This window comes from Pseudoalteromonas atlantica, from assembly GCF_043641955.1.
Classification (GTDB): Bacteria; Pseudomonadota; Gammaproteobacteria; order Enterobacterales; family Alteromonadaceae; genus Pseudoalteromonas; species Pseudoalteromonas atlantica_A.
Map to the genome: position 1 here is coordinate 187,572 of NZ_JBHZRV010000005.1, position 25,146 is coordinate 212,717.

General features: G+C 40.4%; 21 protein-coding genes. 13 read left to right on the forward strand and 8 right to left on the reverse strand.

The genetic code is table 11. The annotated features are described in order from the left end of the window. Positions 1 to 43: 43 nt before the first annotated feature. Positions 44 to 508: a hypothetical protein gene (locus ACHUE3_RS12180; protein ID WP_394192681.1), complete on the reverse strand. Its 465-nt coding sequence runs from the start codon at positions 506 to 508 to the stop codon at positions 44 to 46. 30 nt (positions 509 to 538) lie between these two features. Beyond that, the gene (locus tag ACHUE3_RS12185) at positions 539 to 1,432 is read right to left on the reverse strand and encodes a DUF350 domain-containing protein (protein WP_394192682.1); all 894 of its coding nucleotides are present in this window, start codon (positions 1,430 to 1,432) and stop codon (positions 539 to 541) included. Positions 1,433 to 1,503: 71 nt separating this feature from the next. Between ACHUE3_RS12185 and glnE the strand changes: the two genes are divergently transcribed. Continuing rightward, the gene (glnE, locus tag ACHUE3_RS12190; RefSeq protein ID WP_394192683.1) at positions 1,504 to 4,302 is read left to right on the forward strand and encodes a bifunctional [glutamate--ammonia ligase]-adenylyl-L-tyrosine phosphorylase/[glutamate--ammonia-ligase] adenylyltransferase; all 2,799 of its coding nucleotides are present in this window, start codon (positions 1,504 to 1,506) and stop codon (positions 4,300 to 4,302) included. A 12-nt stretch (positions 4,303 to 4,314) separates the two neighbouring features. Here the strand turns inward: glnE and ACHUE3_RS12195 are convergent, their stop codons facing one another. From ACHUE3_RS12195 to tolC, 3 genes are all read right to left on the reverse strand, one after another. Beyond that, positions 4,315 to 4,887 (reverse strand): TcpQ domain-containing protein, encoded by a 573-nt coding sequence (locus ACHUE3_RS12195; protein ID WP_394192684.1) that lies wholly within the window; start codon positions 4,885 to 4,887, stop codon positions 4,315 to 4,317. A 59-nt stretch (positions 4,888 to 4,946) separates the two neighbouring features. Then, positions 4,947 to 5,873: an LpxL/LpxP family Kdo(2)-lipid IV(A) lauroyl/palmitoleoyl acyltransferase gene (gene lpxL / locus ACHUE3_RS12200; RefSeq protein ID WP_394192685.1), complete on the reverse strand. Its 927-nt coding sequence runs from the start codon at positions 5,871 to 5,873 to the stop codon at positions 4,947 to 4,949. Between the two features lie 100 nt (positions 5,874 to 5,973). Next, positions 5,974 to 7,314, reverse strand: a complete 1,341-nt coding sequence (gene tolC, locus ACHUE3_RS12205; RefSeq protein ID WP_394192686.1) for an outer membrane channel protein TolC — start codon at positions 7,312 to 7,314, stop codon at positions 5,974 to 5,976. 156 nt (positions 7,315 to 7,470) lie between these two features. Between tolC and ACHUE3_RS12210 the strand changes: the two genes are divergently transcribed. From ACHUE3_RS12210 to ACHUE3_RS12260, 11 genes are all read left to right on the forward strand, one after another. Next, complete coding sequence (locus ACHUE3_RS12210) at positions 7,471 to 8,094, forward strand: NUDIX domain-containing protein (RefSeq protein WP_394192687.1); 624 nt, start codon at positions 7,471 to 7,473, stop codon at positions 8,092 to 8,094. Positions 8,095 to 8,130: 36 nt separating this feature from the next. Then, positions 8,131 to 8,589 carry a DUF1249 domain-containing protein gene (locus ACHUE3_RS12215; RefSeq protein WP_394192688.1) on the forward strand — a complete coding sequence of 153 codons (459 nt, stop codon included), beginning with the start codon at positions 8,131 to 8,133 and terminating at the stop codon, positions 8,587 to 8,589. Then, on the forward strand, positions 8,576 to 9,367 hold the full coding sequence (locus ACHUE3_RS12220) for a metallophosphoesterase (RefSeq protein ID WP_394192689.1): 792 nt from the start codon (positions 8,576 to 8,578) through the stop codon (positions 9,365 to 9,367). The genes ACHUE3_RS12215 and ACHUE3_RS12220 overlap by 14 nt, the downstream gene beginning before the upstream one ends. Continuing rightward, a complete protein-coding gene (locus ACHUE3_RS12225) occupies positions 9,352 to 9,912 on the forward strand; it encodes a YqiA/YcfP family alpha/beta fold hydrolase (RefSeq protein WP_394192690.1) in 561 nt (186 codons plus the stop codon). The genes ACHUE3_RS12220 and ACHUE3_RS12225 overlap by 16 nt, the downstream gene beginning before the upstream one ends. Before the next feature lie 32 nt (positions 9,913 to 9,944). After that, on the forward strand, positions 9,945 to 11,834 hold the full coding sequence (parE, locus tag ACHUE3_RS12230) for a DNA topoisomerase IV subunit B (protein WP_394192691.1): 1,890 nt from the start codon (positions 9,945 to 9,947) through the stop codon (positions 11,832 to 11,834). Between the two features lie 15 nt (positions 11,835 to 11,849). Further along, the gene (locus tag ACHUE3_RS12235; RefSeq protein ID WP_394192692.1) at positions 11,850 to 13,775 is read left to right on the forward strand and encodes a tetratricopeptide repeat-containing diguanylate cyclase; all 1,926 of its coding nucleotides are present in this window, start codon (positions 11,850 to 11,852) and stop codon (positions 13,773 to 13,775) included. After that, positions 13,768 to 14,862 (forward strand): PQQ-dependent sugar dehydrogenase, encoded by a 1,095-nt coding sequence (locus ACHUE3_RS12240; RefSeq protein WP_394192693.1) that lies wholly within the window; start codon positions 13,768 to 13,770, stop codon positions 14,860 to 14,862. Before ACHUE3_RS12235 ends, ACHUE3_RS12240 begins: the two co-directional genes overlap by 8 nt. Positions 14,863 to 14,872: 10 nt before the next feature. Beyond that, the gene (parC, locus tag ACHUE3_RS12245; RefSeq protein ID WP_394192694.1) at positions 14,873 to 17,164 is read left to right on the forward strand and encodes a DNA topoisomerase IV subunit A; all 2,292 of its coding nucleotides are present in this window, start codon (positions 14,873 to 14,875) and stop codon (positions 17,162 to 17,164) included. 152 nt (positions 17,165 to 17,316) lie between these two features. Beyond that, positions 17,317 to 18,030: a 1-acylglycerol-3-phosphate O-acyltransferase gene (locus ACHUE3_RS12250; protein ID WP_394192695.1), complete on the forward strand. Its 714-nt coding sequence runs from the start codon at positions 17,317 to 17,319 to the stop codon at positions 18,028 to 18,030. Beyond that, the gene (rraB, locus tag ACHUE3_RS12255) at positions 18,030 to 18,365 is read left to right on the forward strand and encodes a ribonuclease E inhibitor RraB (protein ID WP_394192696.1); all 336 of its coding nucleotides are present in this window, start codon (positions 18,030 to 18,032) and stop codon (positions 18,363 to 18,365) included. The genes ACHUE3_RS12250 and rraB overlap by 1 nt, the downstream gene beginning before the upstream one ends. Positions 18,366 to 18,567: 202 nt before the next feature. Continuing rightward, a complete protein-coding gene (locus ACHUE3_RS12260; RefSeq protein WP_394192697.1) occupies positions 18,568 to 19,791 on the forward strand; it encodes an HD-GYP domain-containing protein in 1,224 nt (407 codons plus the stop codon). On the opposite strand, the gene ACHUE3_RS12265 is transcribed toward ACHUE3_RS12260, so the two are convergent. Then, positions 19,751 to 20,074 carry a hypothetical protein gene (locus tag ACHUE3_RS12265; RefSeq protein WP_394192698.1) on the reverse strand — a complete coding sequence of 108 codons (324 nt, stop codon included), beginning with the start codon at positions 20,072 to 20,074 and terminating at the stop codon, positions 19,751 to 19,753. The two genes, ACHUE3_RS12260 and ACHUE3_RS12265, sit on opposite strands and share 41 nt — an antisense overlap. A 305-nt stretch (positions 20,075 to 20,379) precedes the next feature. Here ACHUE3_RS12265 and ACHUE3_RS12270 point away from each other — a divergent pair, with 305 nt between their 5' ends. Further along, on the forward strand, positions 20,380 to 21,648 hold the full coding sequence (locus ACHUE3_RS12270) for an outer membrane protein transport protein (RefSeq protein WP_394192699.1): 1,269 nt from the start codon (positions 20,380 to 20,382) through the stop codon (positions 21,646 to 21,648). A gap of 40 nt (positions 21,649 to 21,688) precedes the next feature. On the opposite strand, the gene ACHUE3_RS12275 is transcribed toward ACHUE3_RS12270, so the two are convergent. Together ACHUE3_RS12275 and ACHUE3_RS12280 are read right to left on the reverse strand one after the other, a co-directional pair. After that, positions 21,689 to 22,132 carry a hypothetical protein gene (locus ACHUE3_RS12275; protein ID WP_394192700.1) on the reverse strand — a complete coding sequence of 148 codons (444 nt, stop codon included), beginning with the start codon at positions 22,130 to 22,132 and terminating at the stop codon, positions 21,689 to 21,691. Between the two features lie 122 nt (positions 22,133 to 22,254). Further along, positions 22,255 to 25,110, reverse strand: a complete 2,856-nt coding sequence (locus ACHUE3_RS12280) for a valine--tRNA ligase (RefSeq protein WP_394192701.1) — start codon at positions 25,108 to 25,110, stop codon at positions 22,255 to 22,257. Between the last annotated feature and the right edge of the window lie 36 nt (positions 25,111 to 25,146).

The window sequence follows — 25,146 nt, forward strand, 5'->3', positions numbered from 1 at the left end:
AAGGCTGCGCTTAGGTGCAAATACTATTGTTACTGGATCAGAGCTAACTGTTGAGCTTTTCGCTTAGAGCCTCTAAATCTTGAGGTGTTTCTGCAATGTCACTTTGGCATGATAAGTGGTTGTTTTGCGCCTCGTCTGCGACAGGTGTAAATTGAAAACCTTGCTCATTTTCACTGACTAAGAAGCGCACGCTATGAAGCGAGTTATAGATAAAACGTTGATTGTCATCAGCTAAAAGATAATCTGTTTGGTTGAATAAAACACCAACAATTTCGTGATGTTCATGTAGGTAGGTTGCCAATTCAGAGACGCTAATTTCATTAGCGAAGTCGCAGTAACAATAATCTTTGATAAGTTGATCAAACATCAGCCTAACTAACTGGCGAGTATTTGCACCAGCTGTCACTAATGTACTGTTTTTTGAGGCGCCAAAATAGTGCTCAGTAAATCGTCTACTAAATTCACTGTCATTATCAATCAATAAAAAATTACTTACTTGAAACGGCATAAGGCCCCGCATTTTGGGTATTTTCAATAATTAAATTGAAAACATACTTATTAGTAAATAGCCTATAGCGCAAAAAACTGCAAACTCAATGCAGGCTATCCCAATGTTATCTTGGTGATCAATCTCAAGCGCAGTATCAATATTAGGTAATGAGATGTACTTGATGATGGACGTTAATATATACAGTAATAACCACATCGAGCCGCAATGTAAAGCTAATGTGAATAAGTTTTCGACCATTTTGCCGTTATGGAAAGTAGCGCTTGCTAAACCAGCGTACATTGCTAATGCAAGACCAATTGATTTTCCCGCATAACGAATACCAATAGAGGTATTTTCTAGGTTAAAGTTGCTTTGTAATGAAGCTCCTTGGTTTGCTTTTGCAAAACGGTATTCTCGTATTTTGCTGTCTAAGGCAAAAAAACCTTGTAGCAAAAAGAAGCTAACAAAGGCAATTAATAAGCTACTAAACCCTTGGGTGTGAGACCAGTTATATAAACCAAGTGTAATTATACAGTTAGCCATGAGCATACCAGAATCAACCATAGCAGCGCATACATTTTGTTTTAAAATTGCGGCTTCTTCATTAAAGCGGTACAAAATCCATTTTCGATGAATGAGGTGACCAACTTTAATAAACGCGAACAAGAGTACGATTAGAGTCACAATCTTTAATGGATTCGATTGTGCGGTACTGAGGCTTATTTCATCAAATAAATAGGCAATGGTTGCAATGACTACAGTTATCTCAGAGGCAAAACTAATACCCATTGCAAAGTTATCATGTTGTGCAAGCTCTTCTTTTAAAGCTTGTTTTGCCTTTAAATGGTTTAATCCACGTAAACTAAAGACTGCGATACAAATAACTGTAAAACAAATAGCAATAGCCACTAAACTAGTGTTAGATAAAGACAAATATGACATGGTTAACCTAATTGGTTTTAGTATGTTAGTTATTCTAGTATGGATATGCTTGATATAAAAGAGAGTTTTTAATGAGTAAGAGTGCACAATTCCCCCAGCAATTACAAAAACTTGGCGAAGAACGGTTTTCAGCGCTTTATGGGCAGCGGACGATTAATAAAAAAATAGTCCAATTATTGGGGTTAAGTGACTTTGCATGGCGCTGTCTTGACGCTCAGCCTGAACTCATTGATATGTTACTATCTGAGCATGAAATGTCTCTTCGTGACTGCCCATGTCCATTTTTAGATTATGACTTAACAGAACTTGAAGAAGCCGCTGGATTTAAGATTTTGCGCCAATACCGACAACGTTATTGGCTTAAAGTTGCCTTTTTAGATGTATGCTGTGGCAATGATATTGCCGATAGCATTAACTATATTTCACGATTGGCTGATAGCCTCATAAACGGCGCTAATCAATGGGCATTTTCACAGGTAGCTAAAGTGAATGGGCAGCCTGAAGATGAAGATGGCAATCCAATCCCTATGCTCGTTTTAGGAATGGGTAAACTCGGTGGACGAGAACTCAATTACTCTTCAGACATCGATTTGATTTTTGCTTACCCTCATTCAGGTAAGACGCAAGGTGGCAGGCGCTCTCTAGAAGCTCAAGTGTTTTACACTAAAGTAGCTCAAAAACTAATTGCAGCTCTTAATCAAAACACGGCAGATGGCCAAGTGTTTCGTGTGGATATGCGATTACGACCCTTTGGAGAAAGTGGTCCTTTAGTGATGAGCTTTAATGCCATTGAAGATTATTATCAAGAGCAGGGCCGAGAGTGGGAGCGTTATGCCATGCTCAAAGGGCGTTTGATTGGAGCACCAACTAACTACACTAACGAGTTTTATCAATTGTTAAAACCGTTCGTATACCGAAGATATATTGATTTTTCCGTCATTGAATCATTACGAAAAATGAAGCAAATGATAGCCCAAGAAGTTCGCCGTAAAGGCCTAACAAATAATATAAAGCTGGGGGCTGGGGGGATCCGCGAAGTTGAGTTTGTAGTTCAAGCTCTGCAAATGGTGCGAGGCGGTCGAGAAGCGAATTTACAAACGCAATCATTACTTAAAGCGTTGGCTCAACTGAGTAACAACCAAGTTATTGCGCAAAGTGAAGCGCAGCTATTAGAGCAAAATTATTTATATTTACGAAAGATAGAGCAGTACTTACAGATTTTTGATGATCAGCAAACTCAGACTTTGCCTGATGATGAAGTCAATCAACAGCGTTTAAATTTCTTAACGGACTGCCCCGATTTTGAGCAAACGCTCGCAGATATAAATATCAAAATGACCGCTATCCATGGTGAGTTCGAATTAGTTATAGGGGGTGAAAATGAGCCTGACGACCCCTGTGAAAGTGCTTTTGTTAGTGCCTGGGAACATGGTGATGTAAGTTTGCTTACAGAGCCAAATGATGCATGGCAGCAACCATTAAATGACTTTAAAGGGCGGTTAGCTAAGGCAAAAATAGGTCTACGAGGCCGTGATATTCTCGACAAACTAATGCCATTGTTGCTCAAGCAGCTGTCGCAGTGCAGTGCTTCAGGTGATGTGTTTAGTATGATTAGCCAAGTGCTTAATAAAATTATTTCGCGTACTGCATATCTTGAGTTACTTTTTGAAAACCCAGGAGCATTGAAACAGCTTGTGTCTTTATGCAGTCACAGCAAATGGATTGGTGAGCACATTTCTCGTTATCCAATTTTACTTGATGAACTTATTGACCCTGCAGTGCTTTATAAACCTACATCGCTGAGCGCTTATAAAGATGAAATTCGTCAATACTTTTTACGTATCGATAACGAAGATTTAGAACAGCAAATGGAAGCGTTACGTCAATTCAAACAAACTCATCAGTTGCGAATTGCAGCAGCCGATGCAACTGGCGTACTTGATGTGATGAAAGTGAGCGATCACCTGACAGCACTTGCAGAAGCAATTGTAGAGCAAGCGGTAAATATAGCTTGGCAGCAAATGGCGTTACGATTCGGCACCCCGCCTAATACAAATGATGAAAACAAAGGGTTTGGGGTGATTGCATATGGTAAAACGGGTGGCTTTGAAGTTGGCTATGATTCCGATTTAGATCTCGTTTTCGTTCATAATCACGATGGCACAAGTCATACTGATGGTGATAAAGGAATTTCTTCTAGGCAATTTTATTTGAAGTTAGCTCAGCGTTTGATGCACTTATTCAACACTCGCACAGCATCGGGTATTCTTTATGAGCTCGACACCCGACTCAGGCCTGAAGGCGCGTCAGGGTTAATGGCGATTAATCTAGAAAGCTTTAACCACTATCAACAAACTCAGGCATGGACATGGGAGCATCAGGCGTTGGTTCGTTCACGCATGATTTTTGGGCAAGTTGAGCTGGTGGAGCGGTTTGCACAAATTCGTCTTGCAATATTATGCCAAGCGCGTGAGCAACAATTATTGCGCGATGACGTTATTAAAATGCGGGAAAAAATGCGTGGTCACTTAGCCAAGGGCAGTAGTCTGTTATTTGATTTAAAGCAGGATGCAGGTGCAATGACTGATATTGAATTCATAACACAATATTTGGTACTTAAAAATGCGCATACATTTGAGCAGCTAACAACTTATTCAGACAATGTTAGAATTTTAACTGACGCCGCCAAATTAGGGTGCATCAGTCAAAAGACTAAAGAAGGGCTGATAGCGGCCTATATTGATTATCGCTCGCACTATCATGTCCTAAGTCTTGATCAAAAAGGGCGTTGTATTGAACGTGAGCATGTTAAGCAACATATTGATTTAGTGGTTAATGCTTGGCACAGCATTTTTGCATTAGACAAATAGGGTCAACAGACCCTAACTTTTTAAACGGCGGCAGTTTTCACGTACATATTCAGAGGGTAGTTCGGTAATAACGGCTGCTCTTTGTTTATAACAAAAAAACGTGTAAACCTCATTTTCAAAGTCATCGTTGATTGCACGGCCAACTTGATACAAGGTGGAGTTAAAATTACTGTCGACGCGAAAATGATCTTTAACAACATAATCTTTACTTAGATACCAATACAAAACAATGTCTTCTTCACGGGCGTAATCAGAAAGCACTTTTTTTAATGTAGATCCATTTTCAAAACGTCTTGGCATTAACTCTCCAGACCAATTGGGCGTTGATGGCTCAACAACTTTGGCTCGCTCAATCAATGCAGCATCAATATTTACGTCAGGCGCAGAGAGTTTTAATACATATTTATCACGCTCATTACTTTTGTTTATTTGGTTGCGTAATGATGCGTAAAAACGAGACAGCCCTTGCGCAGCGGCATTGGTCGATTCTTTTACGTTAACGACAGGGCCGTGGCCAAATAAAAAATAAAGAGCAGCCAATATGAGAATAACAGCTAATGATAAATGCTTAACCCAAAACCACATAATTAATACTCTTGTTTATTTTTGTTTATAAAATCATATTCAAAACGCAAAGTCACCTGCTACTTGTAATAAGACGGTGCATTTTCATCAGGACGAGTTTTAAAACGCCTGTGTAACCACATATACTGCTCTGGTGCTATATTTACTGCTTGCTCTATGCGTTGATTAACCCGCGTGACATCTGTTTTATTATCGCCGCTAGGGAAGTTATTGAGCACTGGTAATACTTCCAGATGATATTTACCCTGTTCATCACGGCGACTTGTAAGGCTGACAACGTCGCAATGTTTACTTGCTGAAAAAAGTAAGGTTCCAGTCGTGCTGGCTGCGTCGGGTACAGCAAAAAATGGCACGAATTCACATCGTTTACGGCCATAATCCTGGTCCGGCAAATAATAACAAACCTTTTTATTTTTAAGCGCTTGTAATAGACCTTTTACATCTCGTTTGCCAACGAGATACTCATTGGAACGTAAACGGCCTTTTGTAGTAAAGTATTCCATTAATGGATTGTTGTGGGGGCGGTAAAAACCAACACCTTGGCACTTTATGCCCATTACACGGCCAGTCATTTCTAAATGCAGCATATGAGGTATTAACAGTAACGCGCCTTTTCCTGAACGCTGAATACTCTCTAAGTGTTCAATGCCTTTGATAGAACCGCATGCTTTGTTTATTCGCCATTGTGGCCACCACCAGGCCATCCCTGTTTCCATCATCGCGATGCCTGTATTTTCCATATTCTTTAAAACAAGCTGCTGCTGTTCTTGGGCTGATAACTCTGGAAAACAAAGTTTGACGTTTACTTCGGCAATATGCCTGCGCTTTTTCATAAAGCGATGAACTAATCTACCTAAATTTTTACCCATGGTTAACTGTAACTTTTGCGGAAGCCATGAAATTAAGTAAAGAAAAAACACACCTACCCACGTTAGCCAATAACGGGGACCTAAAAAAGATAGCTTAAAAGAGGAAGAGTTAACCACAAAACACATCTCAAAAATTAAAAGAAGCAGTTTAACTGTATGCGATAAAAAATACAAAAAAGCCAGCATAATGCTGGCTTTTAACTAGGAGTGGTTGAGATTAAATCTCTTTTAACCCTTGGTTAATAGCAACTAAGTCTTCACTCGTTAATGTGCCTGCAGCTTGTTTTAAGCGCAGTGTTGAAACAACATAACGATAACGAACATTCGCTAAGTTACTTTTTGCATTAAATAGATTCTGTGTGCTGATAAGTACATCAACAATAGTACGTGTGCCAACTTCAAAGCCTGCTTCAGTTGCTTTTAGCGCACTTTCAGCAGAAACAACAGCTTGCTCAAGCGCTTTAAAGGTCGCAATATCTGATACAACTTGGTTGTAAGATGTAATCACAGAGCGGGTTACGCCACGTAGTGAAGATTCTAGATCTTCACTTGCTGCGACATAAAACGCACGTGCTTGGTCTGTGGCAGCCGTTGTTGCTCCACCAGAGTATATCGGTACACTAAAGTTAAGCCCTACCGTTGTGCTATCACCACGAGGCTTCATATTGTTGCGAGCAGTATCACTTAATGAATCGCCATAACTTGCGCTTAGGGTTAATTTTGGATAATGCCCAGCTTGAGCTAAATCGATCTGATCTTTAGCAATATCAACAGTAACTTTTGCAACTTGAAGATTTAAATTATTTTGCTCAGCTATTTTTACGAAATCAGCTGATTGTTTGTTTGGCTTAACAGTAGAAAATGTTTCAGTATTTAACATATCAAGTTTTGCATGATATTTACCGGTTATTTCACGAAGTAACTCACGTGCTGTTTCAACGCCATTTTTTGCAACAATTTCTTGCGCGACTGAGTTATCAAACTGTGCTTGAGCTTCATGAACGTCAGTAATGGCTGTTAAGCCGACGGCATAACGCTGTTTTGTTTGTTCTAACTGGCGTTCAATAGCGCGTTTTTCTGATTGTACAAATTCAAGCTTATCAATTGCGCTTAATACGTTAAAGTAACCATCAGCTACACGTACTATTAAGTCTTGTTGTGCAAAGTCATATTGTGCTGTTGCTTGTAAAGCTTGTTTATCTGCAATACCAAGGGAGTTCCATGCACCTAAATCAAAAAGAGTTTGATTTAAGTTTAAGCCACGACTGAACGTGTCAGATTCACTATCTATTTTTGCATAACCAAGGGCATCGGTGCCATCATATGACGTGCCATCTCTTTTTTCATAACCCATCGAGAAACCGATTTGAGGAAGTAGGGCACTTAAAGCACGGTCACTGTTGTAAGCTTGAGCATCAGCTTGGGCCTTTGCTTTTAAAACAGTGGGATCATTTGCAGTGGCGATTTCGTATACTTGTAATAGATCTTCAGCATTTGATGCTGTAGCAGTCAATGCACATGATAAACCGATCAGCGCAGATAAAATGTTCTTTTTCATTGGTCGTTCAGTCCTTAGACAATTTGCGTACTAAAAGCATGTTAACCTGTTTTGTAAAATAACAACAAAAAAATTGTGTAAAACAGCGCAAACAAGTGTAACAGAATATAATAGTTCACAAACATTTTGAGTTAAGCAACAAATAATGGAGCTGTAATGGCGATCAAAACAATCAATCAGTTTAGCAATGATGATGTAAAACTGAAGCCAATTGAAAACCTCTATGATGGTTTTTTTAAAATTAACTTATACCAGTTTAAGCATGCGCTGTTTGCAGGTGGAGAATCTGAGACCATCAAACGCGAAATTTTAGAGCGCGGAGATGCGGTGGCTGTATTGCCATATGACCCTAAAACAGATCAACTTTTACTTATTGAGCAAATTCGTATAGGGGCTATGCGTAGTAAAGACTCGCCGTGGTTGCTTGAATGTATAGCTGGAATGACAGACCAAAGCACCGATTATGAAGCCGTGGTCAAACGCGAAGCACTTGAAGAGGCAGGGCTTGAATTACAGCATCTAGAGTATATGTTATCTTATTTATCTAGTCCTGGTGGGACAACGGAACGGTTATATTTGTATTTAGCGTTTGCTGATTTAAGTAATTTACAAAGTGGTATTTTTGGTCTTGAAACTGAAGGTGAAGATATCAAAACACACATTATAAGTTTTAATGATGCCATGACGCGCTTAAATAATGGCGAAATAGACAATGCCGCTACTGTAATTTCATTGCAGTGGTTGGCGTTAAATCGTGAGCGCATACTAAATCAATCTTAATAAGCTACCTTTAACCTCTAACTTTAGGGCGCAAATTTGACAGCAACAGCAGTGAAACAACGATACATTCAAAGTTTACCTAAGTATCTTACTTTATGTGAGCACAACTACTTGCGGGCATTAAAGTTATTGCCTGCTAAAAAAGAGGTAGCAGAAAAACGCCAGGTTCAATTAGGTGAGCATCAGTTTGAAATAAACATAGATGGTTGTGCTAAATACACCATGGATATCTCAATTACTCAACTATCGGGTACTATTAAAGGGATGAATCCTCTTTTTTTAACGGTCAGACTTTATCACGACGCTAAGGTGGCTGAAATTATTCATCATGATTACCATCAAAGAATTAAGCCTTCTTATGGTTACCCCAATCCACTAATGCATCAAAAAGATGAAAAATATCAGCTTAATGCATTCCTTTATGACTGGTTAGTGGCATGCGTTGAAAGCGGGCGTTCTGTACTTAATTGGGATGTAAATAATGGCTTGGTTTGATGAGAGCTTAAAGTTCGAGACAAAGACGTTAAAACTTGCGCACATTACTGATAGTCACTTATTTGCACAATCTGATGGTGAATATTTTGGCGTAAATACCGCTGAACATTTCGCCGCTTGCTTGTCGCATATGGCCAAGAAAAACCTAGATTGTGTAATTTTTGGCGGGGATTTAACACAAGATCACAGCCAAGAGTCATATAACTTATTTGCTCAATTAATTGAGCAATCAGCATTAGACTGCCCAGTCGTTTGGTTGCCAGGTAATCATGACGAGATTGAGTTACTGACACAGTTAAGTAACAAGCAGATTTCAAATGCTAAGCTTCTTAGCGCAGATGGTTTTGATGTTATGCTTCTTAATTCAAAAGGTGCCACACCTGCGGGATGGGTCACTCAGCATCACTTGGACGACATTATTACTTACTTGGCATCATCACAGTGCCAAAGTGTTGCTTTTTGCCATCATAACCCTTTGTCTATTAATGGCTATTTAGATAAACATATGTTGGAAAATGGTCCGCAATTACTCAATGTATTAAACAACAGCAATCAAGTTAATTGGCTTTTTCATGGTCATGTTCATAATGACTATAACTTTCATTTTCGAGACATAAATGTAGTTGCCACACCGGCCAGTTCAGTGCAATTTACAAAAAATACTCCGCAGTGGTCACAGCAAAATCTCGGGCCTGCGTACCGATTGATTACAGTGTCTAAAAGTCTTGAAACAGGTAGCGTGTGTTGTGAAACGGATGTGATATGGTTAAAAGAGTAATCTATATTCACGGTTTTAATAGCAGTGAAAAGTCATATAAAGCTGTGCGCTTCGGCGAGTATATGGCACACTACAATGTAGAATATTGTGTACCGCGTTTAAGTCACGAACCATTGCATGCAATAATTCAACTAGAGCAATTATTAACGCCAAACTCGGTTTTAATAGGCAGCTCATTAGGTGGGTTTTATGCCACTTATTTATCACAAAGGTATCAGCTTCCTGCAGTGCTAATAAATCCTGCGGTTAAGCCGTTTTTATTGTTAAGTTCATTTTTAGGGGCGAATTATAATCCGTATCAGGATACCCATTACGAACTAAATAAAAGCCATATTAATGCGTTAAAAGCACTCTTTGTAGCACAGTTGAAGCAGCCCTCGTTACTGTATTTATTACAGCAAACGGGTGATGAAGTACTCGGATTTGAGCAGGCAGTAAAATATTATTTGCAATGCAAACAACATATTGAATTTGGAGGTGATCATAGTTTTAAAAACTTTGAGAGTACCTTTGAAAGCATTGTAGACTTTCTTAAAATCACGTAAAAAATAGCTAAGCACATAAAAAGATAAAAACTATGAGTCAGCAAAATTATAACGCCGAAGCCATTGAAGTATTAAATGGCTTAGAACCAGTTAAACGTCGTCCGGGTATGTACACTGATACCACACGTCCGAATCATTTAGGTCAAGAAGTCATAGACAACAGTGTTGATGAAGCTATGGCGGGCCACGCGAGTAAAATAGACGTCATTCTGCATGAAGATAACTCGTTAGAAGTCTCAGATGATGGCCGTGGTATGCCTATTGATATTCACCCTGAAGAAGGTATTCCGGGTGTTGAACTCATTTTTACCAAATTACATGCTGGTGGTAAGTTTTCAAACAAAAACTACCAGTTTTCTGGTGGTCTTCATGGTGTAGGTATTTCAGTTGTAAATGCATTATCAACGCGAGTTGAAGTGATTGTTCGTCGCGATGCCCAGCAATTTATGATGGCGTTTGAAAATGGCGATAAAGTTGAAGACTTAAACGTGATTGGTACCGTTGGTAAACGCAACACGGGTACCACTGTTAGGTTTTGGCCTGATGTAAGCTATTTTGACTCGGCAAATTTTTCTCTGACCAAGCTGCATCATTTATTGAAAGCGAAAGCGGTTTTATGCCCAGGCTTGCGTATTAAGCTTATCAATAAGCAAACAAAAGAAACCCAAGAGTGGTATTACGAAACAGGCTTGCGCGATTATTTAAATGAAGCTGTAAAAGGCTATGAAGTAATCCCTAAAGACCCGTTTACTGGTGAATTTTCAAGCTCGACAGAAGGCGCTGATTGGGCGGTTGTATGGTTGCCAGAAGGCGGTGAATCAATTGCTGAAAGTTATGTGAATTTAATACCAACTGCACAAGGCGGTACACACGTTAATGGCCTTCGCCAAGGTTTGCTTGAAGCAATGCGTGAGTTCTGTGAATTTAGAAACCTGCTTCCTCGAGGTGTAAAGCTAACGCCTGATGATATTTGGGAGCGTTGTAGCTATGTTTTATCGGTTAAGATGCAAGACCCACAGTTTGCCGGTCAAACCAAAGAAAAACTATCGTCACGTTCTTGTTCAGCATTTGTATCGGGGATAGTTAAAGATGCATTTAGCCTTTGGCTAAATGAACATACAGATATCGCAGAGCTGTTATCCGAACTGTGTATCTCCAATGCGCAGCGTCGCCTACGCGCAGCGAAAAAAGTAGTCCGTAAACGTGTAACAGCAGGGCCTGCATTGCCAGGTAAATTAACTGATTGTAGTGCAGCTGATAATGACCGTACTGAGCTTTTCTTAGTGGAGGGTGACTCAGCTGGAGGATCAGCTAAACAGGCGCGAGATCGTGAGTTTCAAGCGATAATGCCCCTGCGCGGTAAAATTTTAAATACATGGGAAGTTGAGTCAGGACAAATATTAGCGTCTCAAGAGGTGCATGATATTTCGGTTGCACTAGGAATTGACCCTGATTCAAATGACATTTCAGGCTTGCGCTATAATAAAATATGTATATTGGCTGATGCTGACTCGGATGGGTTGCATATTGCGACACTTTTATGTGCATTATTTGTGCGCCACTTCCCTACCTTAATTAAAGAAGGGCATGTGTATGTAGCTATGCCACCCCTATTTAGAATCGACATTGGCAAAGATGTGTATTACGCACTCGATGAAGATGAAAAAACGGGCATATTAGCGCGCATTGAAGCAGAAAAGAAACGCGGTAAAGTGAATGTACAGCGATTTAAAGGGTTGGGTGAGATGAACCCTTTACAATTGCGTGAGACAACCATGGATCCCAATACACGCAGATTAGTGCAGCTGACGCTGGATGAAGAAGAGCAGACCTTAGAAATGATGGATATGTTGCTAGCTAAAAAGCGCTCCTCTGACCGACGCCAATGGTTAGAAGATCATGGAAACCGCGCTCAAGTATAAACTCGAAGGTATATTATGTATCGAAAACAAAATGGCAGTTTACCACTAGCTAGTGTATATCGCTTAACAATAAGCTGCTTATTTGTTTGCTGTTTGTTTGTATCAGCCGCTAGTATTGGCGCCATGCAAGAAGATAAATGGTTAGAGGAAAAAATAGTAACGGCTGATAAAAAAAGTATTAAACATCCAAGTTTAGCCATTGATTACCTACTGGATCTACTTCGCAAAAATGCCGGGAAATTAACTGATTTACAACATTCGAAGCTGCAAATTGAACTCGCAAGAAACTACCTTTTTAATGGTCAGTTGAGCGAGGCTCAAGTTTTAGAGCAGCAAATTAGTGAGCATTTGGATGAGCTGGATATAACAACTCAGATTTCTTTCTGGATGATAAGATCAGATATAAACATGTATTTGGGGGATGCTGAACTTGCATTAGCAAACTTAAATAAAGCGAAGGAGCTGGTTGAACCTCTCAATGATACCGTTTTAATTGCAGATGTTTACGCGGCTTTAGGTGATTTTTATTTAAATAACCATGATGAAGTTAATGCGATAGATTACTTTTATAAGGCTTACGCATTGCGCCGAACAACGGGTAATAAACTCAAGTTAGCGTACCTTGATGGTAGTATTGCACGGACGTATGAGGCGTTGTTTGATTATGATAAAGCGATAGAGCTACAAGAAAAGGCGCTTAAATATTTTTTAGAAAACGACCTTAAGTTTGACATTATGGTGTCATACTATTACTTAGCTAAAACGTATTTAAATGTTGGCCGAGCTGACGATGCAAATGACCTAGCCAATAAGATCTTAACAATAAATGATAAGTTAAATACCCCCAGTTTTGATTACTATGCTTATATTATACTGACTCAAGGTTATCTAGCATTGGACAATTTGGTAGAAGCCGAGCATTTTTTGAATTTAAGTGCCTCTTGGTTACCAGAAATCGAAGATATTAAAAGCATTATTAGATACCAGTTAATTCAAGCCCAAATAGAAATTGAAAAAAATGAGCTAGATTTAGCGTTGCAAACATTTGACAGCGTTGAAGAAAAAATTAAAAGCATCCCAGTCCAAAATAGTATTACTTTTAGACTCCAGCTCATTGAGTTACAAAGTAGACATGCCATTTTAACAGGAGAGTTTCAACAAGCCGTCGCTTTTCAACAAGCTTATATTAACCTCAATGAGCAGTATTTTAATCAAATGAGAGAGTTGTCGCGCTCTCGCTATAAAGTACAATTTGAATTGAAAAAAACCGAACTTGAAAATCAACTATTAGAAAAAGATAAAGAGCTAAAAGACGCAAGACTAACAGAGTTTGAGCAACAGGAAGTACTCCAAAAAACAATCATGGTAAGCGTATTATTACTATCCGTGGTGTTTTTGCTTTTTGCATGGCGCCAATACAGACTTAAGCGAAAGTTTAGCGTACTTGCTAATACAGATTATTTAACAGGTGTTGCAAATCGTAGAAAAATAATGGACTTAGCAGAGCAGCAATGGCAGGAGCTATCGAAAACTGACACTCATTTCTCTCTTATTAGTTTTGACTTGGACCACTTTAAAAGAATTAATGACGAATATGGTCACCCTGTGGGGGATCTTGTTTTAAAAAGAGTGGTGATATTAGCTCAACAAGCTATTCGTGATAATGATTGTTTAGGAAGGATTGGCGGAGAAGAGTTTTTAGTTGTGCTAAATAATACAAATCAAATAGAAGCAACTGAAATTGCATATCGCATCAAAAGCGCAATCGAAAAAGAGACAATAGATTGTGAAAATGGTCAAACAGCAAAAGTCACTGTTAGTTTGGGAGTTACTCAAAAAAGCAGTCAAACTGACACATTTAAAGACTTACTGAAGCAAGCAGATAAAGCCTTGTATGCAGCTAAAACAAAGGGCCGAAATAGGGTAGAAGTGTATGAATAAATTACGCATGATATTCGTTATACTAGGATGCCTAAGTATGCCAGCTATTGCTATGGACATACTTAAAGAGCTAACTGTCACTGACGGGTTTAAAATTAGCTTGTTTGCAGATGATGTTGAAAATGCACGGCAACTTGCGGTATCAAAAAAAGGCATAGTATATGTGGGGTCTCGCAAAGCGGGTAACGTGTATGCGTTGATTGACCACAATAGCGATGGCGTTGCAGATAAAAAAATAGTGATTGCTAAAGACTTGAATATGCCCTCGGGTCTGGCAATGAAAAACGGTGACTTGTACGTTGCGGAAGTTGAGCGAATCATCCGTTTTAAAGATATCGATAAACACTTAAAAAAACCAACGTATGAAGTGGTTTATGATAAATTTCCTACAGATCGCCACCATGGTTGGAAGTTTATTCGCTTTTCACCAACGGGTGAGTTGATAGTGCCTGTTGGCGTACCATGTAACGTGTGTGCTGAAAACGAAAAATATGGGCGTATATTTTCATTAAATGTAGACACAAAAGAGATTCAAACCATTGCCAAAGGGGTGCGAAACTCAGTTGGGTTTGATTATCACCCTAGTACGCAAGCATTCTGGTTCAGCGATAATGGCCGCGATATGATGGGCGATGACCTGCCACCTTGTGAAATTAACCGTGTTAGCGAAGAGGGTGAACATTTTGGCTTTCCGTATGTTCATGCTGGTTCAATCTTGGATCCCGAATTTGGTATAGGTAAAAGTATTACAGATTATAAAGCACCGGCTTTAGCGCTTGGTGCCCATGTTGCTCCATTAGGTATGCATTTTTATAAGTCAAAACAATTTCCAGCAAACTATCAGCAGCAGTTATTTGTTGCTGAACATGGTTCGTGGAACCGCAGTAAAAAATCAGGATATAAAGTGGCTGTTGCCACTATTGAGCAAGGACGTGTGATAAAATACACGCCGTTTATAACGGGCTTTATGAAAAACGAAGAAACGTTGGGTCGTCCGGTTGCGTTTGCAGAACTTGCCGATGGCAGCTTATTGATCTCCGATGATTATGCCAATGTGATCTACCGTGTAAGCTATAAAAAAAATTAGGTAGGCTTTGATGAGTGATACAGATACCTTGCTGATGCAAGGAATTGAGCAACAAACAATGGGGCGTTTTACCGAAGACGCCTATTTGAATTATTCCATGTATGTAATCATGGATAGAGCATTACCACATATTGGTGATGGCTTAAAACCAGTTCAGCGTCGTATTATTTATGCTATGAGTGAGCTGGGTTTATCAGCTGCGGCTAAATATAAAAAATCAGCGCGTACCGTTGGTGACGTACTTGGTAAATACCACCCACACGGTGATAGTGCCTGTTACGAAGCTATGGTGTTAATGGCACAGCCATTCTCATATCGATACCCGCTTGTGGATGGTCAAGGTAACTGGGGTGCTGCTGATGATCCTAAATCATTTGCTGCAATGCGTTATACCGAAGCTCGTTTATCTAAGTTTTCAGAAGTATTACTTAAAGAGTTAGGCCAAGGTACTGTCGATTGGACTCCAAACTTTGACGGTACTATGAATGAACCGCAAGTGCTGCCTGCGCGTCTTCCGCATATATTGCTTAATGGTATCACAGGTATTGCTGTGGGTATGGCAACTGACATTCCACCTCACAATGTACGCGAAGTGGCCAGCGCCTGTTGTTTATTACTTGATAAGCCCAAGACAGAGCTGAATGAAATTCTAGAACTTGTTCATGCGCCTGATTACCCAACAGATGCTGAAATAATTACTCCTAAAGCTGATATTCAAAAGATTTATCAAACGGGGCGTGGCTCTATAAAAATGCGCGCTGTGTATACACAGGAGCAAGGTGATATTGTTATCACTGCGTTACCGCATCAGTGCTCTGGTAGTAAGGTACTTGAGCAAATTGCAGCTCAGATGAATGCCAAAAAATTGCCAATGGTTGCTGATTTACGTGATGAATCAGATCATGAAAACCCAACACGCATTGTTATTATCCCACGGTCAAATCGAATAAAAGCAGAGCCACTGATGGCTCATTTATTTGCTACTACCGATCTTGAAAAAAATTACCGTGTTAATTTAAACATGCTAGGCCTTGATGGTCGTCCACAAGTAAAAGACTTACGCAGTATTTTAACTGAATGGCTGGTATTTAGACGTGAAACAGTGCGTCGTCGCTTGCAGCATCGTTTGGATAAAGTTCTCGCTCGGTTACATATTTTAGAAGGTTTATTAGCGGCCTTTTTAAATATCGACGAAGTGATTGAAATAATTCGTACTGAAGATAAGCCAAAACCTGTTCTTATGGAGCGTTTTGGTATCACAGATATTCAAGCTGAAGCGATTTTAGAGTTAAAGTTACGTCATTTAGCAAAACTTGAAGAGTTTAAAATTCGTGGTGAACAAGACGAGTTAGCAAAAGAGCGTGACAAGCTTGAGTTAACGTTAGGTTCAGATCGCCGTATGTCAACGTTACTTAAAAAAGAGATCCAAGAAGCAGCTGAGTTATACGGCGATGATCGACGCTCTCCAGTAGTTGAACGTATTGAGGCTAAAGCTCTTAGTGAGAAAGATCTCATCCCGTCAGAGTCAGTGACTGTAGTGCTGTCTGAAAAAGGCTGGGCACGCGTTGGTAAAGGCCATGATATAGATGTTGAAGGCCTTAACTACCGAGCAGGGGATGAATATAAAGCGTCGGCACGGGGTAAGAGTAATCAACCCGCAGTATTTTTAGACTCTGCAGGGCGTGCATTTGCCACTGATGCGCACGGTTTGCCTTCAGCACGAAGTCAAGGTGAGCCAATGACAGGGCGCTTTAATCTCACTACAGGTGCTAATTTTGAGCACGTTGTAATGGGAGAAGATAAGCAAGCCTTACTAATGGCTTCAGACGCTGGCTATGGTTTTATTACTGATTTTATCGATTTAGTCAGTAAGAATAAAAACGGTAAAGCGCTAGTTAGTGTGCCAAAAGGTGGGCAGTTATTAGCACCTATTCGGGTTAATGATGTTGCTACAGATTATTGTATGGCGATTTCAAACGAGGGCAGGATGCTACTATTCCCACTTCGTGATTTACCTAAGTTGGGTAAAGGTAAGGGCAATAAAATTATCTCTATACCTAGTGCTAAGGTACAAGCCCGAGAAGAATTTGTAAAAGTGCTTGCCGTTGTCCCACAAGGCTCGAGTGTCACACTACATGCCGGTAAGCGTAAGTTAACACTGAAACCGAGCGATCTTGAGCATTATCATGGCGAGCGCGGGCGCAGAGGTAATAAGTTACCCAGAGGCTTGCAGCGCGTTGATGAGGCTGAGGTCGAGCTGATTGACAATGATGAAGGTACTGATCCGGCACAGGCAGAATAGCGATACTTTTATCTGTTCACAAACGGCCCGCACAATGCGGGCCGTTTTATTTTTAATGATGAGGAATTTAAGCGTACAAGTGTGCGCTTAAAGCTCGTTTAGCGGCTAAAATAAAGTTATAATGCCGACGCTTTTATTATTGGAGTGTATTTGTGTTAGCTTTTATTCGTATTTTAATCATGGCTTTGTTTATATTAGTAAGTTGTTTTTGTGGCTTATTACTGTGTGTAGTTAAACCCTTCCATAGAAACAATGTACATGTTATATCAAGTTGGTTTGGCTCAATGGCTAAAATGTTGGGTGTAAAGGTTGTAATTACGCGCCACCCTGATGCACAAAATACAGGCCCAGCTGTGTACGTTGCAAATCATCAGAATAGCTATGACTTATTCACAATACCCGGTGCAGTGCCGCAAAGCTGTGTTAGCTTGGGCAAAAAAAGCTTGAAGTGGATCCCATTTTTTGGTCAGCTTTATTGGCTATCTGGCAATATACTCATTGATAGAGGTAATCGCTCTAAAGCAGCAGGGACAATTTCTAAAACAGCTGAAAAAATTAAACATAAAGGATTGTCTATTTGGATGTTTCCAGAAGGCACTCGAAGCTATGGGCGCGGCTTACTGCCATTTAAAACGGGAGCATTTCATACAGCCATGAATGCAGATGTACCAGTTGTACCCGTTTGTATGAGCACAACCGATAAAACCATTAAGCTAAATCGTTGGGACAATGGTACAATCTATATAGACATGTTAGCACCTCAGCACCTTGATAAAGAAATCGGTGCGCGTGAACACGCAAGTCGTATTCATACTATGATGGCTGCTAGAATAACCGAATTAGATGCCCAAGTGAGAGAAAAGTGATGGAAAATTGGCGTGAAATTAGTGAAGACATCGTATCTTCTTTATTAGAAGATGGCTCTGATCCTGAAATCCTTTACGAAGTAGAGCACCACTTTGTTTGTGAAGACTTTGTAAAGCTTGAACAAGCAGCGTTAGCGGCATTTAAACTAGGCTATGACGTGGAAGAGCCTGCTGAGCTAGAGCTTGAAGATGGCGAAAAAATCTGGGGTTTTGACATTGTTGTTGAAGCTGAGCTTGATGTTGATGTAATCATGGAAGATGTTGATAAGCTTGCACAGCTCGCTATTGATACAGGCGTTGAGTACGACGGCTGGGGCACCTACTTCCAAGAGTAAATTGATTCCACCTAGGTTCTGGTAACAAGAGCCTAGGTACGCTTTATTACCAACCTACTTAATCCACTTCAACGAACTTTATGTTTGTCACGCAATTCAAAAACCAATCCATAATTCGTATTCGGTGTTTTACCTGTAGACATTTATTGTTATTAGTTGATAATAATATATTCGTTTTTATAAAAGTAACACAGCCACATTTATGCTCATTACCCTTCCTATTTCCGAGCTTGTACCAGGTATGTTTGTAGACAGTGTCAGCAAGCAATATGAGGGTGTCGATAGCATAAAAATAAAAACACGTGGATTGGTGCGTGATAAGTCGATTATTAAGCGATTAGTCGCTGAAGGTGTTGCTGAGCTTGTGATAGATTTCACGCAAAGCGATGTTAAGATTCCGGCTAAGTACCAACCTAAGCCACAAGCGTCCCCCGAAAAAAAGCCTGCGGTAAAAGCGAAGCCAGCAAAAGCAAAAAAAGCAATCAGTGTTGAGCAGGAGTTTACAAAGGCAAGTGTGACTTACGAGCAGCACAATCGAAAGTTACAAAATTTATATGGCGATGTGACCTCAGGCTTAAAAATGAACCTTGCGCTGATAGACGATATTGCCAAAGATATCGTGGCATCAGTTTTTCGTAATCACAATGCCATGGCAATACTTACCCGTATAAAAGATAAAGATATGTATAATTGGCGTCATATGACCAACTGCGCCATTTTAGTCACTGTTTTTGCTAAGTACTTAGGTTACAAAGAAGCGATTGTGCAAGAGCTTGCGATGGGTGCATTACTGCATGATTTGGGTCAAGCAAAGTTGCCTCAAGGTATTTTCTCAAAAACAGAAGAAGTGAATGACCTTGAAATGCAAGCTATCAAAAAGCATGTTGTGCAGAGCTTGGGGCTTGTTAAGGGCGAAAAAGGCATAACGCCATTGATGCTTGATATGATAGTCAATCATCATGAACGACTTGATGGCAGCGGTTACCCTCGAGGGATCAGCGCAGAAAAGCTTAGTCGTCCGGCGCGGATCATGGCGATTGTTGATGTGTATGATGCAATGAGTTCAGATAGGCCTCATCAACTTGGCACTGAGCCAATCAACGTGTTACGTTATTTACTCAGTAATAAAGATCTTTTTGACAGTGAATTGGTGCAACGTTTTATAAAGTGTTTAGGTGTTCACCCTGTTGGCACTGTTGTAAAACTGACCAATGAACGGTTAGGTCTGGTTACCCAAGGAAATCAGGAAAATCCAATCAAACCCAGTGTTAAAGTATTTTATAATGCAAAACATAACCACCATATTACACCAAAAGACGTCGACTTATCGGCAGAAGGTCATGATTTAAAAATCATAGCAAGTATCAAGCCGTTGGATTATCAGCTTAATTTGGCTCGTTTGTTAAAAGAGCATTTGCTCGCTTAGTATTTTTGCAGCGCTTTTTGGCTGAATGCTTGGCCGAGAGTAATGCTCCGCCAAAACAACTCACCATCAATACCAGCCACAGCAAGGTGCCTTGCTCAGAGTGAAGAGCTGCGCAGCAACACATTAGTGCGACAAATGCAGCCGCAATCGCGCCTAACCAATAATGGTTAACGGGATTATCGCATTCTCCGGCTCTCGTGCAGGCGCAAAAATTGGCTTTGCAAAAGCAGTACACGCTGGCACCACAAAAAATAAGTGCCGCAGCAATAAATCCAATCTCCATTGCTTTTCCATTCAAAATAGAACATTGCAAATAGTCTAATAGGCTAAAAACCTCAAGTCAACGCAAATGATAATTAATTGTATTTGCGTGGTTGTCCATCTTGTCCGATGAGTTTTAAAAAACTGTTACTTAGGTGTTAAAAAACAGGTTTTATGTGGTTTTATAACGAATTGTTACAGTTTTTCGATAAAAATTAAGGTAGTGTAGCAAAGTTTTGAATATAGTGACTTGATCCTAAACAACCTGTACTCAGGTTAAAAATAATACACATGGGTATCCAAACTTTGTTTGGTTAAGGAAACACAATGAAATTTACTAAAACTCTTATTGCAGCATCTTTTGCTGTTGTGTCTGCCGACAGCTTTGCCGCTGCCTTTCAGTTAGCAGAGCAAAATGCGTCAGGCCTAGGGCGCGCATACGCAGGTGAAGCGTCTGTTGCTGATGATGCATCGGTTGTAGCGCGTAACCCTGCGTTGATGTCAGTTTTTAAAGAAAAACAACTCAGTGTCGCAGGTATTGCGGTAATTCCTGATGTTAGTTTACGCGGCACACAAGCGAGCAATGCATCAACAAACCCTAATCAATTAAATGATAGCAGCATCGCGCCTTCAGCTGTTATTCCAGCGGGCTACTTTGTTATGCCTGTAGATGATAAGTTTTCAGTTGGTTTTGGCGCCTTTTCTAACTTTGGTTTAGCTACTGAATTTGATGCGGATTATCCTGCAGGTCAATTAGCGGGTGAAACAGAAATTGTCACTGTTAATATGAACGTAAGTGGTTCATATAAAATCAACGAACAATTTAGCGTTGGTTTAGGCTTAAATTATATTTATGCTGATGCAAAAATTATTCGTAACTTTGGTGCTAACCCGTTTGGTGTGCCAGCTCAAACAGAAGCGGTTCATTTAGAAGGTGACGATACAGGCTTTGGTTGGAACGTGGGTGCAATGTACCAACTAGACCAAAATAGCCGTTTTGGGTTTAACTACCGCAGTGAAACTGATATTACTTTTGATGGTCAATATTCAAATCAACTGCCTGCGTCAGCGCCATTCAATGGCCTTGCTGGGGCAAGTATTCCTGGCAGTGTTGAAATCACTTTACCAGCGATTGCTGAGTTTTCTGGTTCTCATCAGTTAGATGATAAAACAGGTTTACATTACAGTGTAATGTGGACAGGTTGGGAAAGCTTTGACAAGTTAGAAGCGCAAGTTGAAGGTCGTGATACGCCTGTATTCTCTAAAGAAGAGAACTTCTCTGACGCAATGCGTTACTCTATTGGTGCTGATTACCAGTTCAACGATGCTGTATTATTGCGTGCCGGTATTGCCTATGATGAGTCGCCTGCGGATAAAAACCACATGTCTATCTCTATCCCAGATACAGACCGTTTTTGGTACTCGTTTGGTGTTAATTACACTATGAGCGAGCAATCAAACTTAGATATCGGTATGAGCATTTTACGTGGTAAAACGCAAAAGTTCACTGAGCCTGATAAATTAATGCAACAGTGGGGATTTGAGTCAAATGGCCACGCGTACTTATTTGGTGCGCAATACAACTACACTTTTTAAGTTAGTTAATAAAGATTAAAGGCAGCTTTCGCTGCCTTTTTTAAAATTGATAGCCGACATGTATACCTACGGTACCTTCTATTTGTTCAGTGTCTTTCTTTTCACAAAACACCAAGCAGTCCCCATCTTCCTCTTTTACACCTGCACTTAAGCCTAGTATCCAACTCGTATTATCAATACCTTGGAAGTAGTAATTTAACTTAGCAACAACATAGCCATCTTCAGCAACTGCAACTTGTTGACCAGCACTGAAACCAACAGTGGTATATGCTGACATAGAGTACTCGTAACCAACTGAATAACCAACAACACCTACAGCAGCAGAAAGAGCGTGTAAATCGTCAATTGAATATTTGTATTTAACTCCAGCATGACCGCCAAACTCATAGAACCCAGCACCAGCAGAGAACGTATTTTTTGCCATAACCGAAGTGCAGCAAAATGATAAAGCCAATAGTACAAAAATAAATAGTTTATTTTTCACTGTTTAAAGATTCCTGTGATTTATAATTTTCACAGTAAGTATAAGTAGATGGACTTTAAATAGAAACAAAAAAAGCGAGCTATCAAGCTCGCTTTTTGAAGAAGGTAAATAAGCGTCAGTGCTTATAAGCTTTCAATTTTTTCTTTTTGTTCAAGCAACTTGGCTTTAGCGTCTGAGTACTCAGCCAGTTTTTCATGCTCTTTGGCAAGTACTGCTTCAGGTGCATTAATAACGAACTTTTCGTTCGCAAGTTTATTTTGCACTTGAGCAAGGCCTTTTTCAGCTTTTTCAAGTTGCTTAGCAATACGCGCAAGCTCGGCATCAACATCAATTAGGCCTGCCATTGGGATCATGATCTCAAGGTTACCAACGTACGATGTGGCACAAGCTGGAGCATCATCTTTGTTCTCTAGCAATGTGAATGCTTCAATTTTAGCAAGTGACGCTAAGAAGCTTTCGTTCTCTTCAATACGGCGTTTGTCATCGCTTGATGCATTGGCAAGTAACACTGAAAGCGGCTTACTTGGGCTGATGTCCATTTCACCACGAATGTTACGAATAGCGACAATGAATTGCTTAACCCATTCTAAATCTTCCATCGCTTTAGCATCAACACTTGCAGCATTATAAACAGGGAAGGCTTGAACCATAATGCTGGTGTTCTCTGTTTCAAGGCCTGCTAGAGGCGCAACGCGCTGCCAAATAGTTTCCGTGATGTATGGCATCATTGGGTGCATTAAGCGTAGTAAGCTTTCAAGTACAGTGATTAGCGTATGACGCGTACCACGTTGTTGTGCTTCATTGCCTTTGAATAACACCGGCTTAGTAAGCTCTAAGTACCAATCACAGAACTGGTTCCATGTGAATTCATAAAGCGTATTAGCGGCAAGGTCAAAACGGTAGTTATCAAGGTGCTCGGTATACGTTTTAACAGTCGCTTCATACTGACCTAAAATCCAACGATCAGCTAGCGAGTACTCTTTTGCTGCATCGTTTGCAAAGCCACAGTCTTGATCTTCGGTATTCATTAGTACGTAACGGCTTGCGTTCCATAACTTATTACAGAAGTTACGGTAACCTTCAAGGCGGTTCATATCCCAGTTGATATCACGACCTGTTGACGCCATTGCTGCCAAAGTAAAGCGCAGGGCATCGGTACCGTGCGCCTCAATACCGTTATCAAAAGTTTTACGAGTATCTTTTTCGATTTTTTTAGCGACTTTCTCTTGCATCAAATTACTGGTGCGCTTAGTCACTAAGCTCTCAAGATCGATACCGTCAATCATGTCGATTGGGTCAAGTACGTTACCTTTTGACTTAGACATCTTATCGCCATTTTCATCGCGAATTAGACCGGTAACATAAACCGTTTTAAAAGGTACTTGTGGCTTACCGTTTTCGTCTTTAATGAAGTGCATGGTCATCATGATCATACGCGCCACCCAGAAGAAAATAATATCAAAACCGGTTACCAACACGTCAGACGGGTGGAAAGTTTTTAAATCATCAGTGTTCGCAGGCCAACCTTGAGTTGAGAATGTCCAAAGTGCTGACGAGAACCAAGTATCAAGTACGTCTTCGTCTTGGCTAAGAGGGACATCATCAGCGATGTTGTTTTCACGGCGTACTTCAGCTTCGTCACGACCAACAAATACATTGCCTTCGCTGTCGTACCAAGCTGGAATACGGTGACCCCACCAAAGCTGGCGAGAAATACACCAATCTTGTACGTCGTTCATCCACGAGAAGTACATGTTTTCATACTGTTGTGGCACAAACTGAATGTCGCCATTTTTAACAGCGTCTTTTGCAGGCTCAGCAAGAGGTGCAACACGTACATACCATTGGTCAGTAAGAAGTGGCTCAATAACCACACCAGAACGGTCACCGTAAGGTACTGTTAACGCATGGTCTTCGATTTTTTCAAGTAAACCAAGTTCTTCAAACTCAGCGATAATTACTTTACGCGCTTCAAAACGGTCAAGGCCGTGTAAGCGCTCAGGAATTGGTGCGTCAAACTCAAGTTCTTTACCATCAAATGTGTAAGTTTCACCTTGGGCTAATACCGCAGCATCTTTATCAAAGATATTGATCATCGGCATTTGATGGCGCTTACCCACTTCGTTATCGTTAAAGTCATGGGCTGGGGTGATTTTTACACAACCCGTGCCTTTGTCTTTATCGGCATGTTCATCGGCAACAATTTTAATACGACGGTTAACAATTGGCAGTAAAATATCTTTACCGATTAAATCTTGATAGCGTTCGTCATCTGGGTTTACTGCAACACCTGAGTCACCTAGCATGGTCTCAGGGCGAGTTGTTGCAACAACAATGTAGTCTTTACCGTCTTGAGTTTTAACACCATCCGCCAGCGGGTAACGTAAGTTCCACATGTGGCCTTGTTTGTCTTTGTTTTCAACTTCAAGATCTGAAATGGCGGTGTGTAATTTAGGATCCCAGTTTACTAGGCGCTTGCCACGGTAGATTAAGTCTTCTTTATGCAGGCGCACGAATACTTCTTTAACCGCTTCAGATAAGCCATCATCCATAGTAAAGCGTTCACGATCCCAATCAACTGATGCACCAAGACGACGAAGTTGCTTGGTGATCGTGCCACCAGATTGATTTTTCCAATCCCAAATTTTATCGATAAATGCGTCACGGCCTAAATCGTGGCGTGTTTTACCTTCTTCGGCAGACAGTTTACGTTCAACCAACATTTGAGTTGCGATACCTGCGTGGTCAGTACCTACTTGCCATAACGTATTGTTGCCTTGCATACGCTTAAAACGCGTTAAGGTATCCATAATGGTATCTTGGAAGGCGTGGCCCATGTGCAAGCTACCCGTGACATTTGGCGGTGGGATCATAATTGAATATGCGTCGCCTTGGCCAGATGGTTTAAAATAGCCTTTTTCTTCCCAGTCTTGGTATAGCGACTGTTCAATATCTTGCGGATTGTAGGTTTTATCCATTACACAGAACCTTAAATAAGTACTTAAATGAGTTGG